This window comes from Corynebacterium jamesii, from assembly GCF_046097395.1.
Taxonomy (GTDB): Bacteria; Actinomycetota; Actinomycetes; order Mycobacteriales; family Mycobacteriaceae; genus Corynebacterium.
The window spans coordinates 789062-815212 of sequence record NZ_CP175789.1 but is presented as its reverse complement, the minus strand read 5'-3'; the positions used below and the strand labels follow the sequence as shown (position 1 = coordinate 815212).

At 59.7% G+C, this 26151-nt stretch carries 19 protein-coding genes, 3 rRNA genes and 1 riboswitch; of the genes, 15 read left to right on the top strand and 7 right to left on the bottom strand.

The annotated features are described in order from the left end of the window. Positions 1-48: 48 nt before the first annotated feature. Entirely contained in the window at positions 49-1245 is a 1197-nt protein-coding gene (locus ACKFRT_RS03740; protein WP_005295710.1) for an argininosuccinate synthase, read from the top strand. A 156-nt stretch (positions 1246-1401) separates the two neighbouring features. Then, positions 1402-2835 (top strand): argininosuccinate lyase, encoded by a 1434-nt coding sequence (gene argH / locus ACKFRT_RS03735; RefSeq protein ID WP_181896488.1) that lies wholly within the window; start codon positions 1402-1404, stop codon positions 2833-2835. 18 nt (positions 2836-2853) lie between these two features. Here argH and ACKFRT_RS03730 read toward each other — a convergent pair whose 3' ends face one another. The 7 genes from ACKFRT_RS03730 to thiC all read right to left on the bottom strand — a co-directional run bounded on the left by ACKFRT_RS03730 (position 2854) and on the right by thiC (position 10417). Further along, on the bottom strand, positions 2854-4131 hold the full coding sequence (locus ACKFRT_RS03730) for a ThiF family adenylyltransferase (protein ID WP_005295706.1): 1278 nt from the start codon (positions 4129-4131) through the stop codon (positions 2854-2856). Positions 4132-4133: 2 nt separating this feature from the next. Then, positions 4134-4970 carry a thiazole synthase gene (locus ACKFRT_RS03725; RefSeq protein ID WP_011273448.1) on the bottom strand — a complete coding sequence of 279 codons (837 nt, stop codon included), beginning with the start codon at positions 4968-4970 and terminating at the stop codon, positions 4134-4136. Between the two features lie 89 nt (positions 4971-5059). Then, the gene (thiS, locus tag ACKFRT_RS03720; RefSeq protein WP_011273449.1) at positions 5060-5266 is read right to left on the bottom strand and encodes a sulfur carrier protein ThiS; all 207 of its coding nucleotides are present in this window, start codon (positions 5264-5266) and stop codon (positions 5060-5062) included. Between the two features lie 73 nt (positions 5267-5339). After that, positions 5340-6560, bottom strand: coding sequence for a glycine oxidase ThiO (gene thiO, locus ACKFRT_RS03715; protein WP_011273450.1), 1221 nt, complete (start codon positions 6558-6560; stop codon positions 5340-5342). Between the two features lie 112 nt (positions 6561-6672). Next, entirely contained in the window at positions 6673-7839 is a 1167-nt protein-coding gene (locus ACKFRT_RS03710) for an MFS transporter (RefSeq protein ID WP_005295696.1), read from the bottom strand. Between the two features lie 9 nt (positions 7840-7848). After that, positions 7849-8505, bottom strand: coding sequence for a thiamine phosphate synthase (locus ACKFRT_RS03705; protein WP_005295694.1), 657 nt, complete (start codon positions 8503-8505; stop codon positions 7849-7851). Continuing rightward, positions 8495-10417 (bottom strand): phosphomethylpyrimidine synthase ThiC, encoded by a 1923-nt coding sequence (thiC, locus tag ACKFRT_RS03700; protein ID WP_408925790.1) that lies wholly within the window; start codon positions 10415-10417, stop codon positions 8495-8497. Before thiC ends, ACKFRT_RS03705 begins: the two co-directional genes overlap by 11 nt. After that, positions 10417-10531: riboswitch (TPP riboswitch) on the bottom strand. Its footprint overlaps the gene before it by 1 nt. A gap of 101 nt (positions 10532-10632) precedes the next feature. Here thiC and ACKFRT_RS03695 point away from each other — a divergent pair. From ACKFRT_RS03695 to ACKFRT_RS03635, 13 genes are all read left to right on the top strand, one after another. Beyond that, positions 10633-12288 carry a VWA domain-containing protein gene (locus tag ACKFRT_RS03695; RefSeq protein ID WP_408925789.1) on the top strand — a complete coding sequence of 552 codons (1656 nt, stop codon included), beginning with the start codon at positions 10633-10635 and terminating at the stop codon, positions 12286-12288. 34 nt (positions 12289-12322) lie between these two features. After that, entirely contained in the window at positions 12323-12988 is a 666-nt protein-coding gene (locus ACKFRT_RS03690) for a hypothetical protein (protein WP_035002562.1), read from the top strand. A gap of 60 nt (positions 12989-13048) precedes the next feature. Further along, entirely contained in the window at positions 13049-14626 is a 1578-nt protein-coding gene (locus tag ACKFRT_RS03685; RefSeq protein ID WP_408925788.1) for a VWA domain-containing protein, read from the top strand. Between the two features lie 48 nt (positions 14627-14674). Further along, on the top strand, positions 14675-14842 hold the full coding sequence (locus ACKFRT_RS03680) for a Trm112 family protein (RefSeq protein ID WP_408925787.1): 168 nt from the start codon (positions 14675-14677) through the stop codon (positions 14840-14842). A 46-nt stretch (positions 14843-14888) separates the two neighbouring features. Further along, positions 14889-16175, top strand: coding sequence for a tyrosine--tRNA ligase (gene tyrS / locus ACKFRT_RS03675; RefSeq protein ID WP_408925786.1), 1287 nt, complete (start codon positions 14889-14891; stop codon positions 16173-16175). A 566-nt stretch (positions 16176-16741) separates the two neighbouring features. Further along, positions 16742-18264, top strand: a 16S ribosomal RNA gene (locus ACKFRT_RS03670). Positions 18265-18669: 405 nt separating this feature from the next. Beyond that, positions 18670-21741: ribosomal RNA gene (locus tag ACKFRT_RS03665) — 23S ribosomal RNA — on the top strand. 141 nt (positions 21742-21882) lie between these two features. Beyond that, positions 21883-22000: ribosomal RNA gene (gene rrf, locus ACKFRT_RS03660) — 5S ribosomal RNA — on the top strand. The 16S, 23S and 5S rRNA genes sit together here, the layout of an rRNA operon. Positions 22001-22226: 226 nt before the next feature. Then, on the top strand, positions 22227-23135 hold the full coding sequence (locus ACKFRT_RS03655) for a tetratricopeptide repeat protein (protein WP_408925785.1): 909 nt from the start codon (positions 22227-22229) through the stop codon (positions 23133-23135). A gap of 3 nt (positions 23136-23138) precedes the next feature. Continuing rightward, positions 23139-24146: an HAD-IIA family hydrolase gene (locus ACKFRT_RS03650; protein WP_408925784.1), complete on the top strand. Its 1008-nt coding sequence runs from the start codon at positions 23139-23141 to the stop codon at positions 24144-24146. Further along, the gene (locus ACKFRT_RS03645) at positions 24147-24323 is read left to right on the top strand and encodes a hypothetical protein (protein ID WP_408925783.1); all 177 of its coding nucleotides are present in this window, start codon (positions 24147-24149) and stop codon (positions 24321-24323) included. Further along, complete coding sequence (locus tag ACKFRT_RS03640; protein ID WP_408925782.1) at positions 24323-25174, top strand: TlyA family RNA methyltransferase; 852 nt, start codon at positions 24323-24325, stop codon at positions 25172-25174. The genes ACKFRT_RS03645 and ACKFRT_RS03640 overlap by 1 nt, the downstream gene beginning before the upstream one ends. Continuing rightward, positions 25171-26151 (top strand): NAD kinase, encoded by a 981-nt coding sequence (locus ACKFRT_RS03635; protein WP_293791155.1) that lies wholly within the window; start codon positions 25171-25173, stop codon positions 26149-26151. Before ACKFRT_RS03640 ends, ACKFRT_RS03635 begins: the two co-directional genes overlap by 4 nt.

Sequence of the window (26151 nt, the reverse complement as noted above, 5' to 3'; positions counted from 1 at the left end):
TAACAAAAAGAACACAAGAGAATCTTTCGAAGGGAAGCGTAGAGAAGAATGAAGGATCGCGTAGTACTCGCATACTCCGGCGGACTCGATACCACCGTTGCTATCAGCTGGATTGCCAAGGAGCGCAACGCTGAGGTCGTCTGTGTCTCCATCGACCTGGGCCAGGGCGGCGAGGACATGGAGACCGTCCGCCAGCGTGCACTGGGCGCCGGCGCTGTGGAGTCCATCGTCGTGGATGCCCGCGATGAATTCGCCAACGACTACTGCCTGCCGACCATCAAGGCCAACGGCATGTACATGAAGGAGTACCCGCTGGTCTCCGCGATCTCCCGCCCTCTGATTGTCAAGCACATGGCGGATGCAGCCAAGGAGCACGGCGGTACCGCGGTTGCTCACGGCTGCACCGGCAAGGGCAATGACCAGGTCCGCTTCGAGGTTGGTTTTGCCAATACCGCCCCGGACCTGGAGATTATCGCCCCGGTTCGCGACTACGCCTGGACTCGCGAGAAGGCCATCGCTTTCGCCGAGGAAAACGGCATCCCGATCGAGCAGTCCAAGTCCTCCCCGTTCTCCATCGACCAGAACGTGTGGGGCCGCGCCGTGGAGACCGGCTTCCTGGAGGATCTGTGGAACGCCCCGACCAAGGACGTCTATGCATACACCGAGGATCCGGGCTTGGGCCAGGCTCCGGATGAGGTCATCATCTCCTTCGAATCCGGCGTGCCAGTGGCCATCGACGGTAAGAAGGTCACCGTACTGGAGGCCATCGAGGAGCTGAACCGTCGCGCAGGTGCGCAGGGCGTCGGCCGCCTGGACATGGTTGAGGACCGCCTGGTGGGCATCAAGTCCCGCGAGATCTACGAGGCTCCGGGCGCTATCACCCTGATCCGTGCCCACGAGGCCCTTGAGGCCGTCACCGTCGAGCGCGAGCTGGCCCGCTACAAGCGCGGCATCGACGCAGAGTGGTCTAACCAGGTCTACGACGGCCTGTGGTTCAGCCCGCTGAAGCGCTCCCTGGATGCGTTCATCGATTCCACCCAGGCGCACGTCACCGGCGACATCCGCCTGGTGCTGCACGCGGGCTCCATCACCGTCAACGGCCGCCGCTCCGGCAAGTCCCTGTACGACTTCAACCTGGCTACCTACGACGAGGGCGACTCCTTCGACCAGTCCATGGCCCGCGGCTTCGTGGAGCTGCACGGCCTGTCCTCCAAGATCGCCGCTAAGCGCGACCTGGCTAACTAGGCACTGGCACCCCGTAATACACCCCTTCCCGGTGGGGAGTCCCGTTCGCTGGGGCTGCCCGCCGTTGGTTTCTTTAAGACCGACATTCTTTTACGACGTCACTCACGGAGAGGAATCCTTTCAATGGCAGATCACGGTGCGTCCAACCCCGGCTCGCTGGACAAGCACGGCACGAACGAGGGCGCGCTCTGGGGCGGTCGCTTTTCCGGTGGCCCCTCGGAGGCTATGTTTGCGCTGTCCGTATCCACCCATTTCGACTGGGTCCTCGCCCCCTATGACGTGCTCGCATCGAAGGCACACGCCAAGGTGCTGAACAAGGCCGGTCTGCTCTCGGACGCCGACCTGGAGACCATGTTGGGTGGGCTGGACCAGCTGGGTCGGGATGTCGCGGACGGTTCCTTCGTCCCAGCATCCTCCGACGAGGACGTCCACGGTGCGATGGAGCGCGGCCTGATCGACCGCGTCGGCCCGGAGGTCGGCGGTCGCCTACGTGCGGGGCGTTCCCGCAACGACCAGGTGGCTGCGATGTTCCGCATGTGGATCCGTGACGCGATCCGCGACATTGCCGTCCAGGTCACGCAGCTAATCGACGCGCTGTCTGAACAAGCGAAGGCGCACCCGGATGCGATTATGCCGGGTAAGACGCACTCCCAGGCTGCCCAGCCGATCCTGTTGGCTCACTCGCTGCTAGCTCACGCTCAGCCGCTACTGCGTGATATCCAGCGTCTGCAGGACTTGGATAAGCGCCTGGCTGTCTCGCCATATGGTTCGGGCGCGCTGGCTGGTTCCTCCCTGAAGTTGGATCCAGAGGCCATTGCGGAAGAACTCGGTTTCGACTCCGCGGCGGATAATTCCCTGGACGGAACCTCCTCCCGCGACTTCGCCTCCGAGACAGCCTTCGTCCTCGCCCAGATCGCGGTGGACATGTCCCGCCTGGCTGAGGAGATCATTTACTGGTGCACCCCGGAGTACGGCTACGTCACGCTCTCGGATTCCTGGTCCACCGGTTCCTCGATCATGCCGCAGAAGAAGAACCCGGACGTGCCTGAGCTCGTACGCGGCAAGACGGGCCGCCTGATCGGTAACCTCTCTGGACTGATGGCCACCCTGAAGGGTCTGCCGCTGGCTTATAACCGCGACCTGCAGGAGGACAAGGAGCCGATTGTCGACTCGGTGGCTCAACTCAACTTGCTGCTGCCGGCAATGACGGGTCTGGTGTCTACTCTGACTTTCCACGAGAACCGCATGCGCGAACTGGCCCCGGCGGGCTTTACACTTGCGACGGATTTGGCGGAATGGATGGTGCGCCAAGGAGTGCCGTTCCGTGAGGCCCACGAGGCCTCGGGCTCCTGCGTGCGTATCGCGGAGTCCCGCGGTGTGGACCTTATCGACCTCACCGACGAGGAGCTGGCCTCTGTGGACTCCCGCCTCACCCCGGAGGTTCGCGAGGTGCTCACTATCGACGGCGCGGTGGCGTCCCGGTCGACGCGCGGCGGCACCGCCGGTGTGCGGGTAGCCGAGCAGCGGGAGCGCGTTGAAAAGCTCTCCGGCGAATTGCGCGGGTGGGCGGAAACGCCGGTCCGCGGCTAAGGAAAGAGCTTGCGGGGGTTAGCCCCGCACCCCTCCGGGCAGGTTGTGCAGCGTGATTCCATACTCGCTAGCAACCTGCCTATATTTTTCAACGAAGTGTTGGCTGCGCACCCCCGAGGCGCAGTAGACCACCGCTTCGGTGCCCTCGTGGCGGGCGAAGGCCTCGGCCACTGCGGGGGAGGCCACGTCCAGGGTGCCTGCGGGATCCGCGAGCGCGGACATCGCGAGGTGCTCGTCGGCGCCTTGCTCGCCGATGAAGCTCGGCTGGGCGAGGAGCGTTTCGTGGTACTCGCGGACGTCCACCGTGAAGGCCTTGCCGGTGCGGACGAGCTCGTGCAGAGCGGCGTTACCCGGTGCCTTCGCCGGGTGGGAGCCTGGGTCCTGGTCTGGCGTGGTGTGCGAGGCCTCCGGGGGCTGGACTGCGCAGGCGGTAATGGAGGCTGCGGCGTTGTCGTTGGGGGACAGGGCCACGACTGGCTGGCGGCTCGGGTCGGGGGCGATGCGGAAGCTCTGGGTGCGCGCGGTCAGCGCGTCGTAGCTCACAACCGTGCCGAGCAGCGGCTGGCCGACCCCGGTGACCCACTTGATGGCCTCGGTGGCCGCCAGCGCGCCCATCACCGCGGTGGTCGCGCCCAACACCCCGGCGCTCGCGCAGTCGGGGATCGAATCCCCGCTTGGCTTCTCTGGGAACAGATCCCGCAGACCGATGCCGCGCTCACCGCTGGCGGTGGAGTTGAACACCGAGATCTGCCCGGCGAAGCGCAGCACTGTGGTCCAGACCAGGGGAGTGCCGGAGATTTCGGCGGCGTCGGCCACCAGAAACTTCGTGTCGAAGTTATCGGAGCCGTCGATGACCAGATCGACCTGCTGGAAAGCCTCGACGATATTATTCGCGTCCAGGCGGTAGCGGTGTGCTTCGACCCGGATATCCGGCTGGATGCGCTTCAGCGCATCGGTGGCCGCATCAACCTTTGCCCGGCCGACGTCCTCGGCCGAGAACAGGATCTGGCGGTGCAGGTTCGTCACATCCACCGTGTCGTCGTCGTAGAGCACGATCGTGCCCACCCCGGCCGAAGCCAGGGATTGCATCGCGGGGCAACCTAGCCCGCCTGCTCCGACGACGAGCACGCGGGCGTCGTGCAGCCGCTGCTGCTCGGTGGGTCCGAAGCCAGGCAGGTTCAGGTGGCGGGCGGTGCGCCGCTGCTCCCGGTAAGGAAGGGAGACGAAGTCCCCGGCGGGGAAGGCCTGATCGGTTCCCGCTGTGCGCGGGGAAGAAGTGTGTGAGCTTCCAGCCACGCTTAGAGCACCTCCTCAGCCCAGTCCTCGTCCCAGGAGGCCAGGCCCTCGAAGCTGGAGCTGGCCAGCGCGCCCTGCGCGTGGGTGCGCTTCGGGATGCGACCCGCCGCAGCGGCCAGGCGCCCGGCCTCGACCGCGTGCCTCATGGCGGTGGCCATGGCGACCGGGTCCTGGCAGCGGTTGACAGCGCTAGCGAGCAGCACACCGCTGCAGCCGAGCTCCATGGCGAGCGCCGCGTCCGATGTGGTGCCCACCCCGGCGTCCAGCAGCACCGGGACGGAGGCGCGGGCGCAGATCAGCTCGATATTGTGCGGGTTGAGGATCCCTAGCCCCGTGCCGATCGGGGAGCCCAGCGGCATCACGGCTGCCGCACCGGCGTCCTCCAGTCGCTTGGCGACCACGGGGTCGTCGCTGGTGTAGGCCAGCACCTCGAAGCCGTTGGCGACCAGCATTTCGCAGGTGTCTACCAGCTCCACCACGTCGGGCAGCAGGGTGCGGTCGTCGGCGATGAGCTCCAGCTTCACCCAGTTGGTGCCCAGCGCCTCGCGGGCGAGCTGGGCGGTGAGGATCGCGTCCTTGGCGGTCCGGCAGCCCGCGGTATTCGGCAGGACGTCGATGCCCAGGCGGTTCAACAGCCCGAAGACGCTCTCGCCTCCCGCAGCGCCGTTCGAGGCTCCAGCGGTGCTAGGGGTGTTGCCTGCCCGGAAGCGGCGCATTGCCACGGTGGTCAGCTGGGTGCCGCTGGCCACCAGCGCCTTCTCGAGCAGCGTCTGGCTGGTTGCCCCGCCGGTACCCATGATCAGGTGCGAGTCGAACTTCTTACCTGCGATTTCAAGCATCTATGCCTTCTTCTCCTTCTGCGTCTACTAGTGCCGTCGTTCCGGGTCATCGTGGCTCGTTAAAGCCGATGAAGCCGGAAGCGGTAGCCCTAACCGCCCTGGACCGCGACGAGGATGTCGATCTCGTCGCCGTCGGACACCTCGCGGGTGTCCCACTGGCTGCGTGGCACGACCGCCTGGTTCAGCGCGATCGCGATGCCCGTGGCATCCTTTTCGCCGGTCTCGTTGGCAACGACCTTGGCGATCGTGAGTCCCGCCTTGCCCTGGCGCTCTTCCTGGTTCACCGTGTAGTTCATTCTCAGCGTCCTCTCGCTCGTCTTGTTACGGGCGTTCTCTTGGCCCATTATCTCCCAGTCGCGTGCCACTGGCTCAGTGCGTCTCGGTCGCGAAGCGCTCCCAGCGGCAAGCGTCGAGGCTCACCCCGGCCGCCTCTGCGGCCTCACCCAACGCCACATCACCATCGCCAGCGCTGAGCCCCAGGTGTGCCGTCACCTTAGCGCCGAGTGCAGACAACAGAATGCCGTGCCGGAAGTATCCCGCCGAGATCACCACATTCCCGCTGGTCTTGCCGATCAGGGGTAGGTCGTCGGGAGTGCCTGGGCGCTCCCCGGCAAGCGCCTCGATGAATTCGCAGTCCTCGATGCCCGGCACCACGCGGATGGCGTCGCGCAGCAGGGTGTAGACCCCGTCGGCAGCGGGTGCCCGCCGTTCGTCCTCCCGTGTCGTTGCGCCCACGGCGATCGTGCCGTCGGTGCGGGGGATGACGTAGATCGGTCGGTACTCGAAGAAACCCCGGATCACGCGCTCCACCGGGGCGGGCCGGCCTTCAGCCACCCCGAGGCGAATCAGGTCCCCGCGCACGGGCCGCACCGGCAGGGCAGGGGCGCCGTCGAGTTTTGCTGCTCCGACGCCGTTGCAGACGTAGACGCTCCCGCTCACGTCCACTGCCGTGCCGTCGGCGAGGCGTACCGCGGTGCACCCGCTGTCCGGTCCTGCGTTACGGTGGTCGGCCTCAGAACCCGCCGCTTCGCTGCCGTGCACCAGCCCGGTCGCTTCTTGCTCCACGAAGGTTACGCCCTTCTTTTTCAGGACGTCGACGGCCGCCGCGCAGTACAACCGGGGGTTGACTTGATGGTCGCCGGGGATCTCCACGGATCCGGCGAGCTGCGGGTGCAGCCCAGGCTCAAGCTTGCGGGCTTGACGCACGGGCAGCCGGGTGGCCGTCATCCCGTGGGCGTGCTGGTGCTCCAGCAATTCGGCGAGGTGGGTGGCGTCGGCGCGGTCAGCAGCGACCACGAGCGTGGACTCCTCCCGATAACCGGTGGGAAGGTCCGTGTCTGACTCCACGGCTTCGCGCAGCGCCGGCCACAGCTCGGCGGCGCGGATCATCAGGGGGTAGAGCTCCTCCTGCCCGTACTGCACCTCGGCGACGGGGGCGAGCATGCCACCCGCCACCCAGGAGGCACCGCTGATCGGGGCTGGGTCGATGATCGCGATATCGGTCGCGGGTACCCCGGCACGGGTCAGCTCCACGGCGGTGCTGAGACCGATGATCCCGGCGCCGATGATCACATGCTCGTAGCTGCTCAAGGTCTTGTTCTTTCTAGTGGCGCGCTTGCGTCACGAATTGGATGGGCTGCGGAACTGCAGCCCATGGTCTGCGGTATTGATTCTCGGATAACGGGCAAGGTGTGCGACCGCCTCATGTGCGGTTGAGGTAGCCGGTTCGGATCTGCCAGCTGCGCAGCAGCGCGGCGGCAACTGCGATGCCGGTCAGGACGGCGAAGGGCAGCGACGGGCCAACCCGCGGCTCCAGCACTTGCATCAGGGGCGGTAGGGCGAAGCCCACGTAGGTCGCGACGTAGTAGGCCCCGAGGATGCGGCCGCGGTGGGAGGCCGGGGAGTAGGCGTTGACGTCCAGCAGCCCGTCGCGCAGGCACAGGCCATAGCCGAGCCCGAGCAGAACGGTGGCCAGGAAGAAGAGCGGCAGCGAGGGGGCCTCGCCACCGAGGGTGGCGACGAGGAAGCCGGCTCCTGCGCACAGGATCCCGACGACCCCGGAGCGCGGACCCCAGGCCCAGCGGCGCCCCGCCGTCTGGATCGCCAGACCCGCGCCAAAACCAACCGCGGCCGCGACCCCCGGCAGGAACACCCCGGTCTCGAAGTACTCGGCCACCCGCGCGGCGAGCCCCACGAAGGCGGTGGTGATCGCCGCGAAAACCCACATCGCCACCGGCACCGAGGTCGCCAGCGCCTTGCGGGGCGAGGCGCTCGGATCAACCTGCGGATCCTTCGCCACAGCTAGGATCCGGCGGGGCATGTCACCAGTGCGCAGCGAGAACACCACGGCCACGAGCGAGGCGATGATGCTCAGCATGAAGGGCAGCCAGAGCGGGGAGAACGCGAACTCTGCGAGCCCGGAGATCGCCGGCCCCAGCGCGAAGCCAGAGGTGAGGACGATGCCGGCGAGCGTCGAACCTGCGGCCCCATTCAGCCGCGCCGCCCACGCGGTACCCGCACTGACCACCAGCCCCACGCCCAGCCCCACGACGAAGCGGCCGCTGAGCAGCCCAGGAGCCCCGTGGAAGAGCATCAGGATGGTGTTGCCAACCACCGCGATCAGCGAGCCCGCCAACGCCACCAGCCGTCCGCCAAAGCGGTCGGCCAGCGCACCCCCGATGAGGAGGCTCGGCACCAAACCCAGCGCATAGATCCCGTACGCGCCGTTGACCAGCAGTGGCGATAAGTTGAGCTGCTCCCGCAGCGCCACGAGTACGGACGCGAAGTGATTCGCCGACCATCCCGCGGTGAGCAGGAGGGCGGCGACGCTGATAAAAACTCTCCGTGTGCTTGTTCCGGGTGTGCTCATAGACCCTATCTAACGCTCGTTGGCTTCCGAAAACTGGGAAACCACGCTCTCGGCATAGGCCTTCGGGTTCTCTGCTTGCATGATTCCGCGGACGATCGCCAGCCCGGCCACACCCGTGGCAGCCAGGTCGGCTGCATCCTCCGCATGAACGTCGCCGATGGCAACCACCGGAACCCGCGAGGCCTCTACCAGTGCGGGATAGCCCTCCAGCCCCAGCGGCTCGCGGCCGGAATCCTTGGTTGGAGTAGGGCGGAAAGGGCCGGCGCCGATGTAGTCGATTACATCCGCATACTCGTTGGCCTGCTGCACCAGGGGCAGGGTGCCGGTGGTCAGCCCGATAATGGCATCCTTGCCCAGCAACTGGCGAGCCAAGCGCGGGTCCAGGTCGTCCTGGCCGATGTGCACGCCGTGGATGTTGTGCTCCGGCATGAGGGCGGCGGCAACGTCCACGCGGTCGTCAATCAACACTCGGGTAGCCGGGTTGGCCTTCTGCACTGCGGCGGCGACCTCAACGGCCAGTGCCGTCAGGTCGCGTACGCTGATCGGTTTGCTGCGCACCTGCACCACGCCCGCGCCACCGGCGGCAGCGGCGGCGGCCACGTCCACCACCTTCTCGTGCGGAGCGCCTGTAACCAAGTAACAGCGCAGATCCAAGCTAGCGCTCACCGTGCGCTGCCGCCTCCTTCTGCAGATCCTCGGCGACTTCCTTCGCCTCGTCGCGGTTCAAGTACAGCTGGGAGCCCGCGCGGCGGAACTCCTCCGCCATCTCCTCCTCGCCCGCGGCGCTTAGGCTGTCGATGCCGTCGACGCTCTGTCGACCGAAGCCCGGCAGGCCCAGATCCTTGACCAGGGACTGCTTTTGGTCGGTGGCCAGCGCTTCGTCGATCTCGTCGCCGAAGGCATCGCGGATGTCCTGGCTGATGCGCATGGAGCAGAACTTAGGGCCACACATGGAGCAGAAGTGTGCCGTCTTCGCTGGCTCCGCAGGCAGAGTCTCATCGTGGTAAGCCTGAGCGGTATCCGGGTCCAGGGAAAGAGCGAACTGGTCGTGCCAGCGGAACTCGAAGCGAGCCTTACTCATAGCATCGTCCCACTCGTGGGCGCCCGGGTGTCCCTTGGCGACATCGGCGGCGTGTGCGGAGACCTTGTAGGTGATGACGCCGGTCTTTACGTCGTCCTTGTTCGGCAGACCCAGGTGTTCCTTCGGGGTCACGTAGCACAGCATTGCAGTGCCACCCATGGCGATGTTCGCCGCACCGATGGCAGAGGTGATGTGGTCATAGCCCGGAGCAATGTCCGTCACCAGTGGTCCCAGAGTGTAGAACGGTGCACCACCGCACCATTCCTGCTCCTTTTCGTTGTTGACCTGCACCATGTTCAGCGGCACGTGACCGGGACCTTCAACCATGACCTGCACGTCGTACTCCCAAGCGCGGTGGGTGAGCTCACCGATGGTCTTCAGCTCGGCGAACTGGGCGGCGTCGTTGGCGTCCGCAATGGAGCCCGGGCGCAGGCCATCGCCCAAAGAGAATGCGACGTCGTACTTGGCGAAGATCTCACACAGCTCGTCGAAGTTCTCATACAGGAACGACTCCTTGTGGTGCGCCAGGCACCAGCCGGCCATGATGGAACCACCGCGGGAGACGATGCCGGTGACGCGCTTCGTGGTCAGCGGCACGAACGGCAGGCGCACGCCTGCGTGGATCGTCATGTAGTCCACGCCTTGTTCGCACTGCTCAATGACGGTATCGCGGAAGATCTCCCAGGTTAGGTCCTCGGCTACGCCGTCGACCTTCTCAAGTGCCTGGTAGATCGGCACGGTACCGATCGGTACAGGGGAGTTCCGCAGAATCCATTCGCGGGTGGTGTGGATGTCGTTACCGGTGGAAAGATCCATTACGGTATCCGCGCCCCAGCGGGTCGCCCAGCGCAGCTTATCCACTTCCTCGCGAATAGAGGAGGTGACGGCGGAGTTACCGATGTTGGCGTTGATCTTGGTGGTGAAGGCGTTGCCGATAATCATCGGCTCGGACTCCGGGTGGTTGATGTTGTTCGGAATAATGGCCTTACCGGAGGCTACCTGTTCGCGAACCTTCTCTACATCACAGTGCTCACGGAGCGCTACGAACTCCATTTCCGGGGTGATGATTCCCTGGCGGGCATAGTGCATTTGGGTAACACGCTTACCCTCCTTTGCACGCAGTGTGGCGCGGGTAGAACCCTTCCACTCTTCGCTGGCCTGTCCGCGCTTGACGGCACGGTTGCCGTCATCCAGTAGGTTGCGACGACGACCGTCGTAGGCCTCCACATCGTCGCGGGCTTCGATCCATTCGCTGCGCAGTCCCTGCAGCCCCTCGGTGGGTTCCGCCCACGGGCCGCGGGTGCGGTAGATCCTCACCGGCTCATTCGGGCCGGTCGGCGAGTCGTCCAATTGGATCTCAGTCTCCGGCACCTGCAGCGTGAAGGTCTTGCCGAAGGATTCCACCGTTTTCTCGATGGGGGAGAAGCTGTGCTTCGGGTGAATCTCCGCGCCGTACTCGTCGGTGGGGGTGATGTTCTGGGTAGACGTATCCGTCATTAAGACTCTCCTGACTCTTCCTTCGCTGGTTCTAACCAGACAGGTTCTAGCGGTACTCGCGCGGGGCTTCAGCGCGATCTCAGCTCGATACCTCGAGCGCCCGTGTTCGGTTGTGCTCTCCACTGTAACGCACCTCTCACAAGCTTGTAGTTTTGCCCTGTCTGCTTGATCGGTTTGGCCTGAAAAGTAGCTGCGTGTGAAATAAGATCAGGCCTATGACGAGCACATTCCCCAGCAGCTTGAACGCCAATGACGGCAAAAAGAGCAGTTCAAAGTTTTTCCTTGTGGTTGTGTTGCTGCTGATAGCAGTAGGTGCTTATGTGGTCGGCTCGGGGAATTTCCCCGGCGGTCTTACCGGATCTGGCGGGAAGTCTTATGACACCAGCAAGCCTTTGAAGATTGTCGCTGCTACAGAGCTGTCGGATATGGAACCGTTTATCGAACAGGCTTCCTCGGACTTGGGGTTCGAGATTGAAATGGAGTACGACAGTGGCACTCTCGTCAACACTCGTAACCTGGTGGATGGTGATTATGGGGATAAGTATGACGCCACCTGGTTTGCAACCAACGCGTTTGCCAGAGCGGAGGGCTCATCCCCGCAGTCCGAAGATCACAGCATTGCCCGTTCGCCGGTAGCTCTGGGGCTCAAACAGGACGCGGTCAATCGCTTGGGGTGGCGGTACAAAGACGTCAAGTGGTCGGATATCGCTGAGGCCGTAAAGCGCGGTGATCTGACGTTCGGCATGACAGATCCGCAGGAATCCAACTCCGGTTTCCTTACTCTTCTTTCGGTCGCCGCGGCACTAAGCAACTCTCCGCAGGGGCAGAAGTTCGATCTTTCGACGGCATTTCTCGACAAGCCACGCATGAAGGACTTCTTCTCCGGGCAGACGATCACTTCCGGATCCTCCGGTTGGCTGCGCGATACCTTCGTAAAGAACCCTGGCAAGGCGGATGGCATCTTTAACTATCAATCCGTTCTGCAATCAATGAAGGAAAACGATGGGGTGGATATTGAGGTAATCGTCCCCGGGGATGCCGCGGGCGCTGCCGATTACCCCCTCTCGGCGCTCACGAAGCCCGGCGAAACGGAGCCTGAGGCGGACACCATAGCGAAGGTCGAAGCCCTAGCCGATTGGTTTAAAGAGCACAGCGAAGAGGTAGGAGAGCGAACCCACCTGATCGTTTCGGGCAAGGACGCGGAAAACAAGGGCTCCCAAAACTACTACGAGTATCCGACATCGAAGGATCACATACGTTCTCTTGTCAGCCTGTATCGGGATGACCTTCGCCGCCCCGCTGACAGCAATTTCCTGCTCGACACGTCCGGCTCGATGCGAGGCAACCGGCTGGCAGATCTGAAGGGCATCCTGAACAGGCTTATCGACGGCACCGCAGGTGAAGACGGTAATCCGAAGGGATTCGGCCGTCGCGAAACGATCACCCTTATGCCTTTCAGTAGCAAGGTTGCCGATGGATACACCCAGGAGCACTACGACCCGGACAGCGCGGAGCAGAGTCGAGGCCTGCGGGATTACGTCAATGGTCTGCAGCCCCGTGGTGAAACTGCGATTTATGACGCCGTGTTGCGCGCCTACGACCGTGTGGGTGAAGGCGGCGGTTCCCTAAATTCGATTGTGCTGATGACCGATGGTGAGTCGAACTCCGGCACGAATCGCCAGGAGTTCATCACCAAGATGAAGCGCAAGATGGCCGAGACTGACCGCAAGATCCCGGTGTTCGTCATCCTCTATGGGGAGGCCAGCGAGGAGGAGATGAACTTCCTGGCGGACTTCACCGGTGGCAAGGTTTTCAACGCTCGTAGCGGTGATCTGTCTAAGGCGTTCGAAGAGATCCGCAGTTACCAGTAGGCCACAATCAGTAAGACAGGGTAGGAAAGAAACCATGAACTCCAAGTACTTTCCGAAAATCGTTGCTGGGCTTGTCGTTTTCGTCGCGATCGTGGGCTTGCATGCTGCGGTGGATCTAGGATCTCTGTGGATCGTCGTGGCGGGAGCCCTCGCCGGTGCTGCTGGGATGCTCATGCCGGAAGGACAGGAACAAAAGTCGCTAGAGGGGAAGCCAATCCAGGATGGGAAGCACTCTCTGGAAAAGAAACGGCACGAACCTTTTAGTAAACCAGCTCCCGCGTTCTATGAGGTTCCTACCGAGTCCCTACAGGGCATCCGCACCCACTCTAAGCATCTCAAAGAATCCGTGCGCGTCTCCGGCCAGCAGCGCCAAGAGTTCTACGCGGATCTCGATCATTTCTACAGCACGTGCAAGGACGTTGTGCACGAGTGGGATCACTTGGCTGCGGATCCGCCGCAAGAGAACAAGGTTCGCCGCATTTTGGACGTCTATTTCCCAGAGACCTGCCGAATTCTTGATGACATGCCGACTGCAACGCATAACCAGGCCGTTGAGGATTTCCGTGCTTCGCTGGCAGTTTTGCAATCGGAAATGGACAAAGTCCACCAAGCGATCATGCAAGATAACCTCCAAGAGCTGAAGGACAATCGCACATTCCTAGAACTAGAATTCGGCGTGCTACGGAAGCCCGAGGAATGAGTATAAATCAATTAGGTTTCAAGATAATGCATCGGTTAGCGCACAAATAGAGTTGAAGAAATGACTAATGCTTTCTCCAAAAAGACCGCCAGTATTCTCCTCGTATTTATCCTTGTTGTGTTTTTTGTGGCTGTGGGGACTGTAGCCAAAAAACGTGATGGAGGAGAAGATGAGCGCCCGCTGCGGATAGTGATGGCGAATGACATTCCATTCAGTCCGTTCCTGTGGGTGGAAGCGAAGCGTGACTACGGAATGCAAGTCGAGATTGACCGCGGGGGAGACACAGTTGAGCTTTCCCGGAAGATTACTAATGGGGAGCTAGGGGATGAGTACGATGCAGTCTGGTTGGCGACTAACTCCTATGTGAACCTGCAAAACAATGAGGCGCTCGGAGAGAGCTACGGGTTGGCTTCGGATACGTTGGGGCTCGCATTAAGGAGCAAAGACCTGGATCGTTTGGGATGGCGGAAGAAGCAAGTTACGTGGAACGATGTCCGGGAAGCGGTCACAAGGGGAGACCTAACTTTTGGTATGGCAGATCCGGGCAAATCCAACCTGGGGATGCAGTCTCTGATCGGCATACTATACAAGATCGGGGGCTTGCAATCAGATGACTTAGCAGAAGAGGTTGCAGGTAAAGTTCATCCTCAATTGAAGAAGTTTTTCGGCGCTCAGGTGCTTTTAAGCGATACTTCTGATGAATTGTATGACAGATTCTCTGCTACAGATGATGTTGCTCAAGCAGTTTTCGCGTTTTCTTCTGATGAGAAACTTTTAAGGGATAACGGAGAAATTACCTTTGTTATCCCCGCTGACAGGATCGGGTTTAACGACTTTCCGATTTCGGTGATCAAGAATCCAGATGACGAAGAAGCTGAGGCTTCTGCTCATGCTAAGACGAAAGCCTTCGCTGATTGGATCACTCAACATGGCAACGAACTCCGGGATAAAATACGAGTTGAATTGGGCGACTCACCTGGGCAACGCCGTGCTGATACAACCACTCATAAGCTCCCTAGCTCCAAGCAGGAGTTCGATAACACATTGCGCTTTTATCGGGAGGAGCTGCTTCGCCCCAGAGACATCAACCTGCTAGTCGACGTTTCCGCTTCCATGCAAGGGGAAAACCTTAGGGAAGTAAAGAAGGACGTACTCGATTTGCTTGGTGAACAAGCGGGGGTCGATGGCAGAGCGGTAAATATCACAACATCCAGTACATCCTCGAGCAAAGCGTTCACCCAAAAGGACTATTCCTCAGATGATCCAAAGCATGCACGCGCTCTAAAGGATTACGTAGACCGTATGGCGCCCCGGCAAGAGGCCAATATCTATTACCAGCTGTACAGGGAATACCTGCGAATTCCGCGAAGAGGAAACTTGATTCAAGGACAGTCAATAGTCTTGCTGACTAGTGGAGCACCTGCCAAAGGTGTGGACTATGCGGAATGGTCGCACGAACTGAGGGACAGGGAGCGCAAGGAGGGGGTAATTTTCCCCGTATACATCGTCCATTACGGCAATGAAAACGCAGAGGACATGCAGCGTCTTGCTGAAGAGACCGGCGGTGAAGTCTTTAAGGCCAAAGAGGGCGGCCTGGCCACTGCCCTGGACAGGGCCAGTAAGTATTGGGCTACGTAGGGGGCGTCACTAAGAGAGTAGCCCAAGCCACCAGCTAGACTGGGCAACATGATTGACCAGAAGCTCCTAGAGATCCTCGCGTGCCCCATCGACAAGCAGCCGCTGGAGGATCACGGTGACTATTTGGTGAACCCCCGCCTGAGTAAGGCCTATCCGGTGCAGGATGGTATCCCGGTGCTGCTGGTCGAAGAAGCTCAAGACTGGCCGGTCAAGTAACCCCGTCAAGTAGCAACGCATAAAAGAGGAACGAGAACGAATACGCATGAGTGACAACAAGAACATCATTGACGAGTTGCAGTGGCGCGGCCTGATTAATCAGTCCACGGACCTGGAGGCGTTGAAGGAGGCCACGCAGGATCCCATCACGCTGTACTGCGGTTTCGACCCGACGGGTAGCTCCCTGCACGCGGGCCACCTGGTGCCGCTGATTATGTTGAAGCGCTTCCAGCAGTTCGGCCACCGCCCGATCACCCTGGCTGGTGGCGCGACCGGCATGATCGGCGACCCGCGCGATGTGGGCGAACGCTCCATGCTTTCCGAAGAGCAGATCGGTGAGAACATGGTGGCCATCAAGAAGCAGCTGGAGGCATTCGTCGATTTCACCGGCGAAAACGACGTGGACAGCCCGGCCGTGATGGTTAACAACGCTGACTGGATCAGCCAGATGAACGTCATTGAGTACCTGCGCGATGTCGGCAAGAACTTCTCGCTGAACACCATGCTGGACCGCGATACCGTGAAGCGCCGCTTGGAATCGGATGGCATTTCCTACACCGAGTTTTCCTACATGCTGCTGCAGGCTAACGACTACGTGCACCTGCACAACGAGTACGACTGCGTGCTGCAGATCGGCGGTGGCGACCAGTGGGGCAACATCGTTTCTGGTGTGGATCTGAACCGCCGCGTGAACGGTGCCAAGGTACACGGCCTGACCGTGCCGCTGGTCACCGATGCGGAGGGCAACAAGTTCGGCAAGTCCACCGGCGGTGGCAAGCTGTGGCTGGATCCGCAGCTTACCAGCCCGTACTCCTGGTACCAGTACTTCATTAACGCTGGTGATTCCGTGGTGATTGATTACCTGCGTTGGTTCACCTTCCTTTCCCAGGAGGAGATCGCGGAGCTGGAGCGCAAGGTCGCCGAGGAGCCCTTCAAGCGCGAGGCGCAGCGAGTTCTGGCCCGCGAGATGACCACTCTGGTGCACGGCGCTGCTGCCACCGAGGCCGTGGAGTTGGCCGCCCAGGCGCTGTTCGGCAAGGCTGAGCTGCAGGATCTGGACGAGGCCACCCTATCTTCCGCACTGCAGGAAACCGAGGTTGCCGAGGTCGGTCCCGATGTCACCATCCTGGACCTACTCGTCGAGTCCGGTCTGGAGAAGTCCAAGGGTGCCGCCCGCCGTACCGTCGGGGAGGGTGGCGCTTACGTCAACAACCAGCGCATCGAGGACATCGAATGGTCCCCGTCCGCCGACGATCTGCTGCATGGTTCGTGGCTGGTGCTTCGCAAGGGCAAGAAGCGTTTCGCCGGTGCGCGTGTTGGGGCTTCTTCATAGTGACGCCACGCCACACGGCCTGCATCGACTAAAACGATCCCTTGGTAGTTGCGTTTTTGCGCCTCTACCAGGGGATTTGTGTGTTTGTTGGGGCGGGTGTACATTAAATCAAGTCGCCGAGAGCGAGCAGGACAAAAATCCTGACTTAGATGATCGGTGTGCGTAGGTTGTTTGAGAACTCAATAGCGTGATGAACCAAGTTTAGATACTTTGTTGACCAACCTTTGTGTTGATTCTGATGCATTGTATGTCTTTTGCTTTGTGACTTGTTTCAGCTTCTCGTTGGCTCATATGGATTGTGGGTTGATGGTGGTTACGCCAGCGTGGTGTTAACGTCTCCACGTTATGTAATGTGCGTATCCCAGCGTGGTGCCTTTTTTGTGGGTGTGCGTTGGGCTGATGATGGTTTTGTTTGAAGTGGTGGATGTATGTTGTGTCGGTCAATGACCAGCAATGTTTTGTTGGTGTTGGTTGATGTGATTTATTTATCCTTTTTTCAATTCTTTTGTCAGTAATTTTGTTTTTTGTTTGCCTGGTTTTCAGGCTCGCCTGTGTCTGATGACATTTTTATGGAGAGTTTGATCCTGGCTCAGGACGAACGCTGGCGGCGTGCTTAACACATGCAAGTCGAACGGAAAGGCCTCTGCTTGCAGAGGTACTCGAGTGGCGAACGGGTGAGTAACACGTGGGTGATCTGCCTTGCACTTCGGGATAAGCCTGGGAAACTGGGTCTAATACCGGATAGGACCATGCTTTAGTGTGTGTGGTGGAAAGTTTTTCGGTGCAAGATGAGCCCGCGGCCTATCAGCTTGTTGGTGGGGTAATGGCCTACCAAGGCGACGACGGGTAGCCGGCCTGAGAGGGTGTACGGCCACATTGGGACTGAGACACGGCCCAGACTCCTACGGGAGGCAGCAGTGGGGAATATTGCACAATGGGCGCAAGCCTGATGCAGCGACGCCGCGTGGGGGATGAAGGCCTTCGGGTTGTAAACTCCTTTCGCTAGGGAAGAAGCCTTTTTGGTGACGGTACCTGGATAAGAAGCACCGGCTAACTACGTGCCAGCAGCCGCGGTAATACGTAGGGTGCGAGCGTTGTCCGGAATTACTGGGCGTAAAGAGCTCGTAGGTGGTTTGTCGCGTCGTCTGTGAAATCCCGGGGCTTAACTTCGGGCGTGCAGGCGATACGGGCATAACTAGAGTGCTGTAGGGGAGACTGGAATTCCTGGTGTAGCGGTGAAATGCGCAGATATCAGGAGGAACACCGATGGCGAAGGCAGGTCTCTGGGCAGTTACTGACGCTGAGGAGCGAAAGCATGGGTAGCGAACAGGATTAGATACCCTGGTAGTCCATGCCGTAAACGGTGGGCGCTAGGTGTGGGGGTTTTATTTACGATTCCCGTGCCGTAGCTAACGCATTAAGCGCCCCGCCTGGGGAGTACGGCCGCAAGGCTAAAACTCAAAGGAATTGACGGGGGCCCGCACAAGCGGCGGAGCATGTGGATTAATTCGATGCAACGCGAAGAACCTTACCTGGGCTTGACATACACCGGATCGCTGCAGAGATGTAGTTTCCCTTGTGGCTGGTGTACAGGTGGTGCATGGTTGTCGTCAGCTCGTGTCGTGAGATGTTGGGTTAAGTCCCGCAACGAGCGCAACCCTTGTCTTGTGTTGCCAGCACGTTATGGTGGGGACTCGCGAGAGACTGCCGGGGTTAACTCGGAGGAAGGTGGGGATGACGTCAAATCATCATGCCCCTTATGTCCAGGGCTTCACACATGCTACAATGGTCGGTACAGTGGGTTGCGATACCGTGAGGTGGAGCTAATCCCTTAAAGCCGGTCTCAGTTCGGATTGGAGTCTGCAACTCGACTCCATGAAGTCGGAGTCGCTAGTAATCGCAGATCAGCAACGCTGCGGTGAATACGTTCCCGGGCCTTGTACACACCGCCCGTCACGTCATGAAAGTTGGTAACACCCGAAGCCAGTGGCCCAAACTTGTTAGGGAGCTGTCGAAGGTGGGATTGGCGATTGGGACGAAGTCGTAACAAGGTAGCCGTACCGGAAGGTGCGGCTGGATCACCTCCTTTCTAAGGAGTATTTTTGTTTATTTTTGTTTCTGGGTGAATAGGTAACCGGTTCAGCCACGTGTGTGTGGTTGTTGGTTGTTGGATCGTGTCGCATTGTTTGTTTAAGAGTGTGCGTGTGTTGGGGTTGGCACTGTCTGTGGGGTTGGGTTAGCAGAGTGTGTTTTTGGTTTGTCATGGCTGTTGGGTGTCTGGGACAATCTATTTTGTTCCTTGTGTGAGCGCCTTGAAGTGATGTGGTTGCCGATGATGGTGATTGTGTTGTTTTGGGTGTTGTGTTGTTTGAGAACTGTATAGTGGACGCGAGTATCTTCTTTTTTGTGATTTTTGTTTGAAATCATTTTTGTTCACGCGCTAGTCGCATAAATGTTTTGTTTGTGTGGTTGGTGTGTGGGTGTCTTAGTATTTTGTGTTGTCTGTGAAGGGCGCACGGTGGATGCCTTGGGCATGATAAGCCGATGAAGGACGTGGAAGGCCGCGATAGTCCTCGGGGAGTTGTCAATCGAGCGTTGATCCGAGGGTGTCCGAATGGGGAAACCTGGCCACAGTTGTGTGTGGTCGCTGCATGGATGAATTCATAGTTTGTGTGGTGGTAACGCGGGGAAGTGAAACATCTCAGTACCCGTAGGAGAAGAAAATAATAATGATTCTGCTAGTAGCGGCGAGCGAACGTGGATTTTGGCTAAACTGCATGCGTGTGATACCTGGCAGGGGTTGCGTGTGTGGGGTTGTGGGGTTGTGTTGTGCGGTGCTGCCATGCCGCGCCTTAGCATTGTGTGTTAGCGGAAGTGGTTTGGAATGGCCTGCCGTAGACGGTGAGAGTCCGGTACGTGAAAGCATGTGGTGTTGGGGTTGATGTGATACCCGAGTAGCAGCGGGCTCGTGGAATCTGCTGTGAATCTGCCGGGACCGCCCGGTAAGCCTGAATACTTATTGTGACCGATAGTGTATGAGTACCGTGAGGGAATGGTGAAAAGTACCCCGGGAGGGGAGTGAAATAGTACCTGAAACCGTGTGCCTACAAGCCGTCAGAGCCTTTTGGGTGATGGCGTGCCTTTTGAAGAATGAGCCTGCGAGTCAGCGGCATGTCGCGAGGTTAACCCGTTATGTGGGGTAGCCGTAGGGAAACCGAATCCTAATGAGGGTGTTGTGAGTGGCATGTCCTGGACCCGAAGCGGGGTGATCTACCCATGGCCAGTGTGAAGCAGCTGTAAGAGGCTGTGGAGGCGCGAACCCACTTAGGTTGAAAACTGAGGGGATGAGTTGTGGGTAGGGGTGAAAGGCCAATCAAACTCCGTGATAGCTGGTTCTCCCCGAAATGCATTTAGGTGCAGCGTCGTGTGTTTCTTGCCGGAGGTAGAGCTACTGGTTGGTTGAGCGGGACTATCATCTTAGCGACGTCAGCCAAACTCCGAATGCCGGTAAGTCAGAGCGCGGCAGTGAGACTGCGGGGGATAAGCTTCGTTAGTCGAGAGGGAAACAGCCCAGATCGCCGGTTAAGGCCCCTAAGAGTGTGCTAAGTGGAAAAGGATGTGGGATCGCGAAGACAGCCAGGAGGTTGGCTTAGAAGCAGCCATCCTTGAAAGAGTGCGTAATAGCTCACTGGTCGAGTGGTTCTGCGCCGACAATGTAGTGGGGCTCAAGTACACCGCCGAAACCGCGGAACTCAGCATTTTGTTGGGTTGGTAGGGGAGCGTCGTGTGATCGTTGAAGCTGCCGGGTGACCGTGTGGTGGAGGTTATGCGAGTGAGAATGCAGGCATGAGTAGCGAATGATGCGTGTGAAACGTATCCGCCGGATGACTAAGGGTTCCTGGGTCAAGCTAATCTTCCCAGGGTGAGTCGGGTCCTAAGGCGAGGCCGACAGGCGTAGTCGATGGTTAACGGGTTGATATTCCCGTACCCGTGTGTGTGCGACCAATGGTGAATCAGTGATACTAACTGCCCTGAAGTATGCTGCATGCATTTTGTGTGTGTGGTGTGTGGATGCGTAGGACCTGATCTGGTAGTAGCCAAGCGATGGGGTGACGCAGGAAGGTAGCCAAGCCACTTATTGGATTGTGGTGTAAGCGTGTGGCCCGCAGGAATTGGTAAATCCGTCCTGCATGTAGGGTGAGGCGTGATGCGTACCCGTTGTGGGGATGTTGGTGATCCTATGCTGTCGAGAAAAGCCTCTAGTGAGTGCATGTACGGCCCGTACCGTAAACCGACACAGGTGGTCAGGTAGAGAATACTAAGGCGTTCGGGTGAACTGTGGTTAAGGAATTCGGCAAAATGGCCCCGTAACTTCGGGAGAAGGGGTGCCACTACTGGTGAACGACGTGTTGAGCTGGTGGTGGTCGCAGAGAATAGAGGGAAGCGACTGTTTACTAAAAACACAGGTCCGTGCGAAGACTTTAAGTCGATGTATACGGACTGACGCCTGCCCGGTGCTGGAAGGTTAAGAGGACCTGTTAGGACGCTTTGTCCGAAGCGGAGAATTTAAGCCCCAGTAAACGGCGGTGGTAACTATAACCATCCTAAGGTAGCGAAATTCCTTGTCGGGTAAGTTCCGACCTGCACGAATGGCGTAACGACTTCCCTGCTGTCTCAACCACAGGCCCGGTGAAATTGCAGTACGAGTAAAGATGCTCGTTACGCGCGGCAGGACGAAAAGACCCCGGGACCTTCACTATAGCTTGGTATTGGTGTTCGGTTCGGTTTGTGTAGGATAGGTGGGAGACTGTGAAGTAGCCACGCTAGTGGTTGTGGAGTCGTTGGTGAAATACCACTCTGATCGGATTGGGCATCTGAACCTCGGCCCGTGATCCGGGTTAGGGACAGTGCCTGGTGGGTAGTTTAACTGGGGCGGTTGCCTCCCAAAGTGTAACGGAGGCGCCCAAAGGTTCCCTCAGCCTGGTTGGCAATCAGGTGTTGAGTGTAAGTGCACAAGGGAGCTTGACTGTGAGACTGACAGGTCGAGCAGGTACGAAAGTAGGGACTAGTGATCCGGCACCGGCTTGTGGAAGCGGTGTCGCTCAACGGATAAAAGGTACCCCGGGGATAACAGGCTGATCTTCCCCAAGAGTCCATATCGACGGGATGGTTTGGCACCTCGATGTCGGCTCGTCGCATCCTGGGGCTGGAGTAGGTCCCAAGGGTTGGGCTGTTCGCCCATTAAAGCGGCACGCGAGCTGGGTTTAGAACGTCGTGAGACAGTTCGGTCTCTATCCGCCGTGCGCGTTGAAACTTGAAGAAGGCTGTCCCTAGTACGAGAGGACCGGGACGGACATACCTCTGGTGGGCCAGTTGTCACGCCCGTGGCATGGCTGGTTGGCTACGTATGGGAGGGATAACCGCTGAAAGCATCTAAGCGGGAAGCCTGTTCTGAGATGAGGTTTCTTTTGAGGTTCCCTATAGATTATGGGGTTGATAGGCCGGATCTGGAAGTCATGTGAGTGATGGAGGTGACCGGTACTAATTGGCCGATGTTCAACACAATTTGTTGTTGCTTTGACGTTTAAAAGTGGTTTTTGTCGCAAGGGTTGTGTACTCGCGTTTGTTATGCAGTGTCTGGAACGGCACTACACACCAGCGAACCCTGGGGTTTGGTTGGGTGTGTGTTTTGTTCTGATTGTGGTTTGTCGGTGGTTGTTAGCGGTGGGGTCACGCCCGGTCCCTTTCCGAACCCGGAAGCTAAGCCTACCTGCGCTGATGGTACTGCACCTGGGAGGGTGTGGGAGAGTAAGTCACCGCCGGCATTAAAATTTAAAAGATGGGGTGTGGGTCGTTGTAGCCTTTTAAAGGGTTACAGCAACCCACACCCCATTTTTTTATGCCTAACTGCGCTGCTGCGGACAAGTAGGCGTCCCCACAAAGCCCAGCTCGATTGCGCCGCCGCAACGCAGGAAACTAGGATTGATAAGGTTCACGGGGCGGACCCGAAAACCCGAAGACAAATAGACGACGGAAGGTGCACTCCCAAGCATGGTTGAGAATTCAAACAACAATCGCGGTCGTGGAGGACGACCACAGGGTGATGGCAAATTCCGCAACAAGGGTGGATTCAAGCCCAACCGCGGCGGCCGCCCAAACCGTAACTCCAACAAAAAGCGCAGCTCTAACTGGGATACCCAACGCGGTCCGCACAGTGGTCCTCAGCGCGCAGGTTACCGAGAGGAGCGCCTGAACAAGCGCCTCAATGAACCCGAAGTGCCTCAGGATCTCGACCCCAAGGAGCTAGATCCTTCCGTACGCCAAGAACTCCGCAGCTTGTCCAAAGACAACGCAGACATGGTGGCGAAGCACCTAATCATGGCCGCCACTCTGCTAGATAATGAGCCGGAAAAGGCATTGGCTCACGCTCGTGCTGCGAAGGATCGTGCGGGCCGCGTTTCCGTGGCACGCGAGACCTGCGGAATCGTCGCCTACCACGCAGGCGAGTGGAAGGAAGCTATTTCCGAACTGCGCGCCGCACGTCGAATGGCCGGTGGCCCAGGCCTGCTTCCTGTCCTCGCCGACTGCGAGCGGGGGCTTGGCAAGCCTGAGAAAGCCCTTGATGTCGCCAATGATCCCCAAGCGGATCAACTGGATGCAGAATCTAAGGTGGAGCTTGCTATCGTCGTCGCGGGCGCCCACCAGGATCTCGGCCATCCAAATGACGCGCTCTCAGCGCTCGAAGCGCAGCTAGAAAATGCTGAGGCACCTGATGTCACTCGTATGCGCCTTTTCTACGCTTATGCCGATGCCCTCGTAACCGTTGGCCGCAAGAAAGAGGCTGTGGAGTGGTTTAACCGGGCCGCAGAAATGGATACCGAAGAAGTACTCGATGTGTCCGACCGTCTGGCCGAGCTGGACGAAGACCAAGAGGCCGCATCCCAAAGCGAGGAAAAATAGCCGATGGCCCACCCGCTGCTGGACAACTACGACGCACTTCTTGCCGATCTCGACGGTACGGTATTTTCCGGCCATACCCCGATTCCAGGTGCAGCAGAAGGCCTAGCCGGTCGCCAGGTGATGTACGTGACCAACAATGCTTCCCGCGCACCCCAACAAGTCGCGGAGCATCTGAACTCGATGGGGTTTAAGGCCGACGCGGATCATGTTGTCACGTCCGCCATGGCGGCCTGTGACCTCGGCAAGCAGTACATTGCTGATTCCGGCATCGACAATCCACGGGCATTTGTGATCGGCCACGAATCATTCAAACAGTTGGTCGCGGATGCAGGCTTTACCGTCATCGATACCGCCGATGACCACCCGCACGTCGTCTTCCACGGCCATAGCCCGGATAATGACTGGGCGCGGCTTTCCGAAGGCGCTTTGGCTATCCAGCGCGGCGCCCGCTACTTTGCTTCCAACTTGGATACGACTCTGCCCTCGGAGCGCGGTTTCATGGTCGGCAACGGGTCGATGGTCGCCGCCGTCACCTCCGCTACGGGCGTGACCCCGGAATCCGCAGGCAAGCCAGGCCCCGCCATGTTCCTGGTTGCTGCTCGGAAGATCGGTTCCACCAAGCCACTAGCCGTCGGCGATCGGCTGGATACTGATATCGCCGGTGGTAATGCAGCAGGTATGGATACTCTCTGCACCGTCACTGGGGTGTCTACCCACACCGATATTATTGACGCCCCGCCGTCCCACCGGCCAACCTTCATTGCAGGTAACCTACGGGATCACCTCGCCGGATGGTCCGCCAGCGTGGACCCGGGTACTGCTCGTATCCGCGTTACCGCTGGTGAACTTGGTGACGTGGAAGTCATGGCCGCTGAAGCACTGGCCGTAGCCGCTCCGGAGGCGTGGCAGCTGATCGATAATCCCGACGTCTCGCAGATCACCTCCGCTGCGGATATCGACTTTGTGGGTGCAGACGCACAAGCCATGGAGGCACTAGGAGGTTGGAAGTAAGTGGGAGAGGGGCAGCCGAAACCTTCGATATTGTCGGGGGACAGTAGGCGTCAACAAGAAGAGCTAGCACAGGCCGTCGACGAGTTACTGGCGCGCGATGTCCACGGCGCGGAAGAAGCAGCCGTGTTGGAGGAAGCTCACCGGGTGGTTAACGAGGCACTCGGAGGCGAGCGCTGATGGCGAAAAGGGGTGCCAAGCTGCAGCGTCTCGACGCGGAACTGGTGGCGCGTAAGATCGCACGAAGCCGGGAACATGCCCAAGAGATGATTAAATCCGGGCGTGTGACCGTCAATGGAATGTTAGCGAAGAAGCCCGCCAGCGGGGTGGACGGCAATGTCTCCATCAAAGTGGCGGAATCCGAAGACGACCGTTGGGCTAGCCGAGGTGCGCATAAACTCCTTGGGGCGCTGGAGGCATTCGAGCCGCAAGGGCTAACGCTTGCATGCAAGACTGTTCTGGATGCCGGCGCTTCGACCGGTGGTTTTACCGATGTGTGTCTGGACCGTGGTGCTGCGAAGGTCAAGGCCGTGGATGTGGGCTATGGACAGCTCATCTGGCGGCTGCAAAACGACGACCGGGTGGATGTTATGGATCGTACGAACGTGCGCACCCTCACCCCGGAAGCACTTGGCGGCGAAGTGGATCTGATGGTCGGCGACTTGAGCTTCATTTCCATCCGCTTGGTTCTGCCAGCCCTGGCTGCTTGTGTGAAACAGGGCGGAGATCTGCTGCCGATGGTTAAGCCCCAATTTGAGGTGGGGAAGGATCGCTTAGGACACGGCGGTGTGGTCCGGAGCCCTGAACTGCGCGCCGAAGTTACCCGCGACGTGGCAATTGAGGCGATGAAGTATGGTTTGAGGACGAAGGCCGTTGTCGCCTCTCCTCTGCCAGGGCCGAGTGGCAATGTGGAGTATTTTCTCTGGTTGGTCAAGGACGGCGCTGCGGTTTCGCCTAGCATGGGTGCAGAGGCTGACTACACCGGCCTGGACGAGATGATCGCAACCGCCATTAAGGAGGGGCCGCAGTGACCACACCGGGGACTGACCACGGCGCGGAACGCAGTGCCGACAACGGCGCCGATACAGGCAGTGACAAGAACGCGGAGCGCGAAGTCCTGCTGGTTGCGCACACTGGCGTACACGAAAACCTCGGGCTGGCTGCCGAGGCTGCATCTCGGCTACAAAAGGGCGGCATCAACGTCCGCGTGATGGCTACCGCCGACCCAGCCCCGGTAGCGCGCCACGAGATCCTGGGCCGCTTTAAGCGCTTTGGCCACACCAAGGAAGCGGCCACGGGCGTGGAAATGGTGATCGTTTTGGGCGGCGATGGCACGTTCCTCCGCGCTGCCGATATTGCGCATTCCGCGGATGTACCGGTTCTCGGCATCAACATGGGCCATATCGGCTTCCTTGCAGAGTGGGAACAAGAGTCCCTGCAGGAGGCCGTGGATCGCGTGATCGATCGCGACTACCGCATCGAGGATCGCATGACCCTTTCCATTACTGCCCGCGATATGGATGGTCGTGTGCTGGGCACGGGCTGGGCGCTCAATGAGTGTTCGGTAGAGAACCTGAACCGCCAGGGTGTCCTGGATACGATCCTGGAGGTCGACGAGCGGCCTGTTTCCTCTTTCGGTTGTGACGGTGTTTTGGTATCGACGCCCACCGGCTCCACCGCCTACGCCTTCAGTGCAGGTGGCCCGGTTCTGTGGCCGGAGCTGGATGCGATTCTAGTGGTTACCAGCAACGCACACACGCTGTTCAGCCGCCCGCTGGTGGTTTCCCCGAACTCGATGGTGGCAGTAGAGACGAACCCATCGACCTCGCCCGCAACGGTTGTTATGGATGGTTTCCGCCAGATTCACATGCCCCCTGGCGCCCGCGTGGAGATTCGCCGTGGCCCGCAGCCGGTGCGGTGGGTACGTTTGGATTCCGCACCTTTCACTGACCGCCTGGTGCATAAGTTCCGTTTGCCTGTGACGGGCTGGAGGGGCCCGCGTCACTAG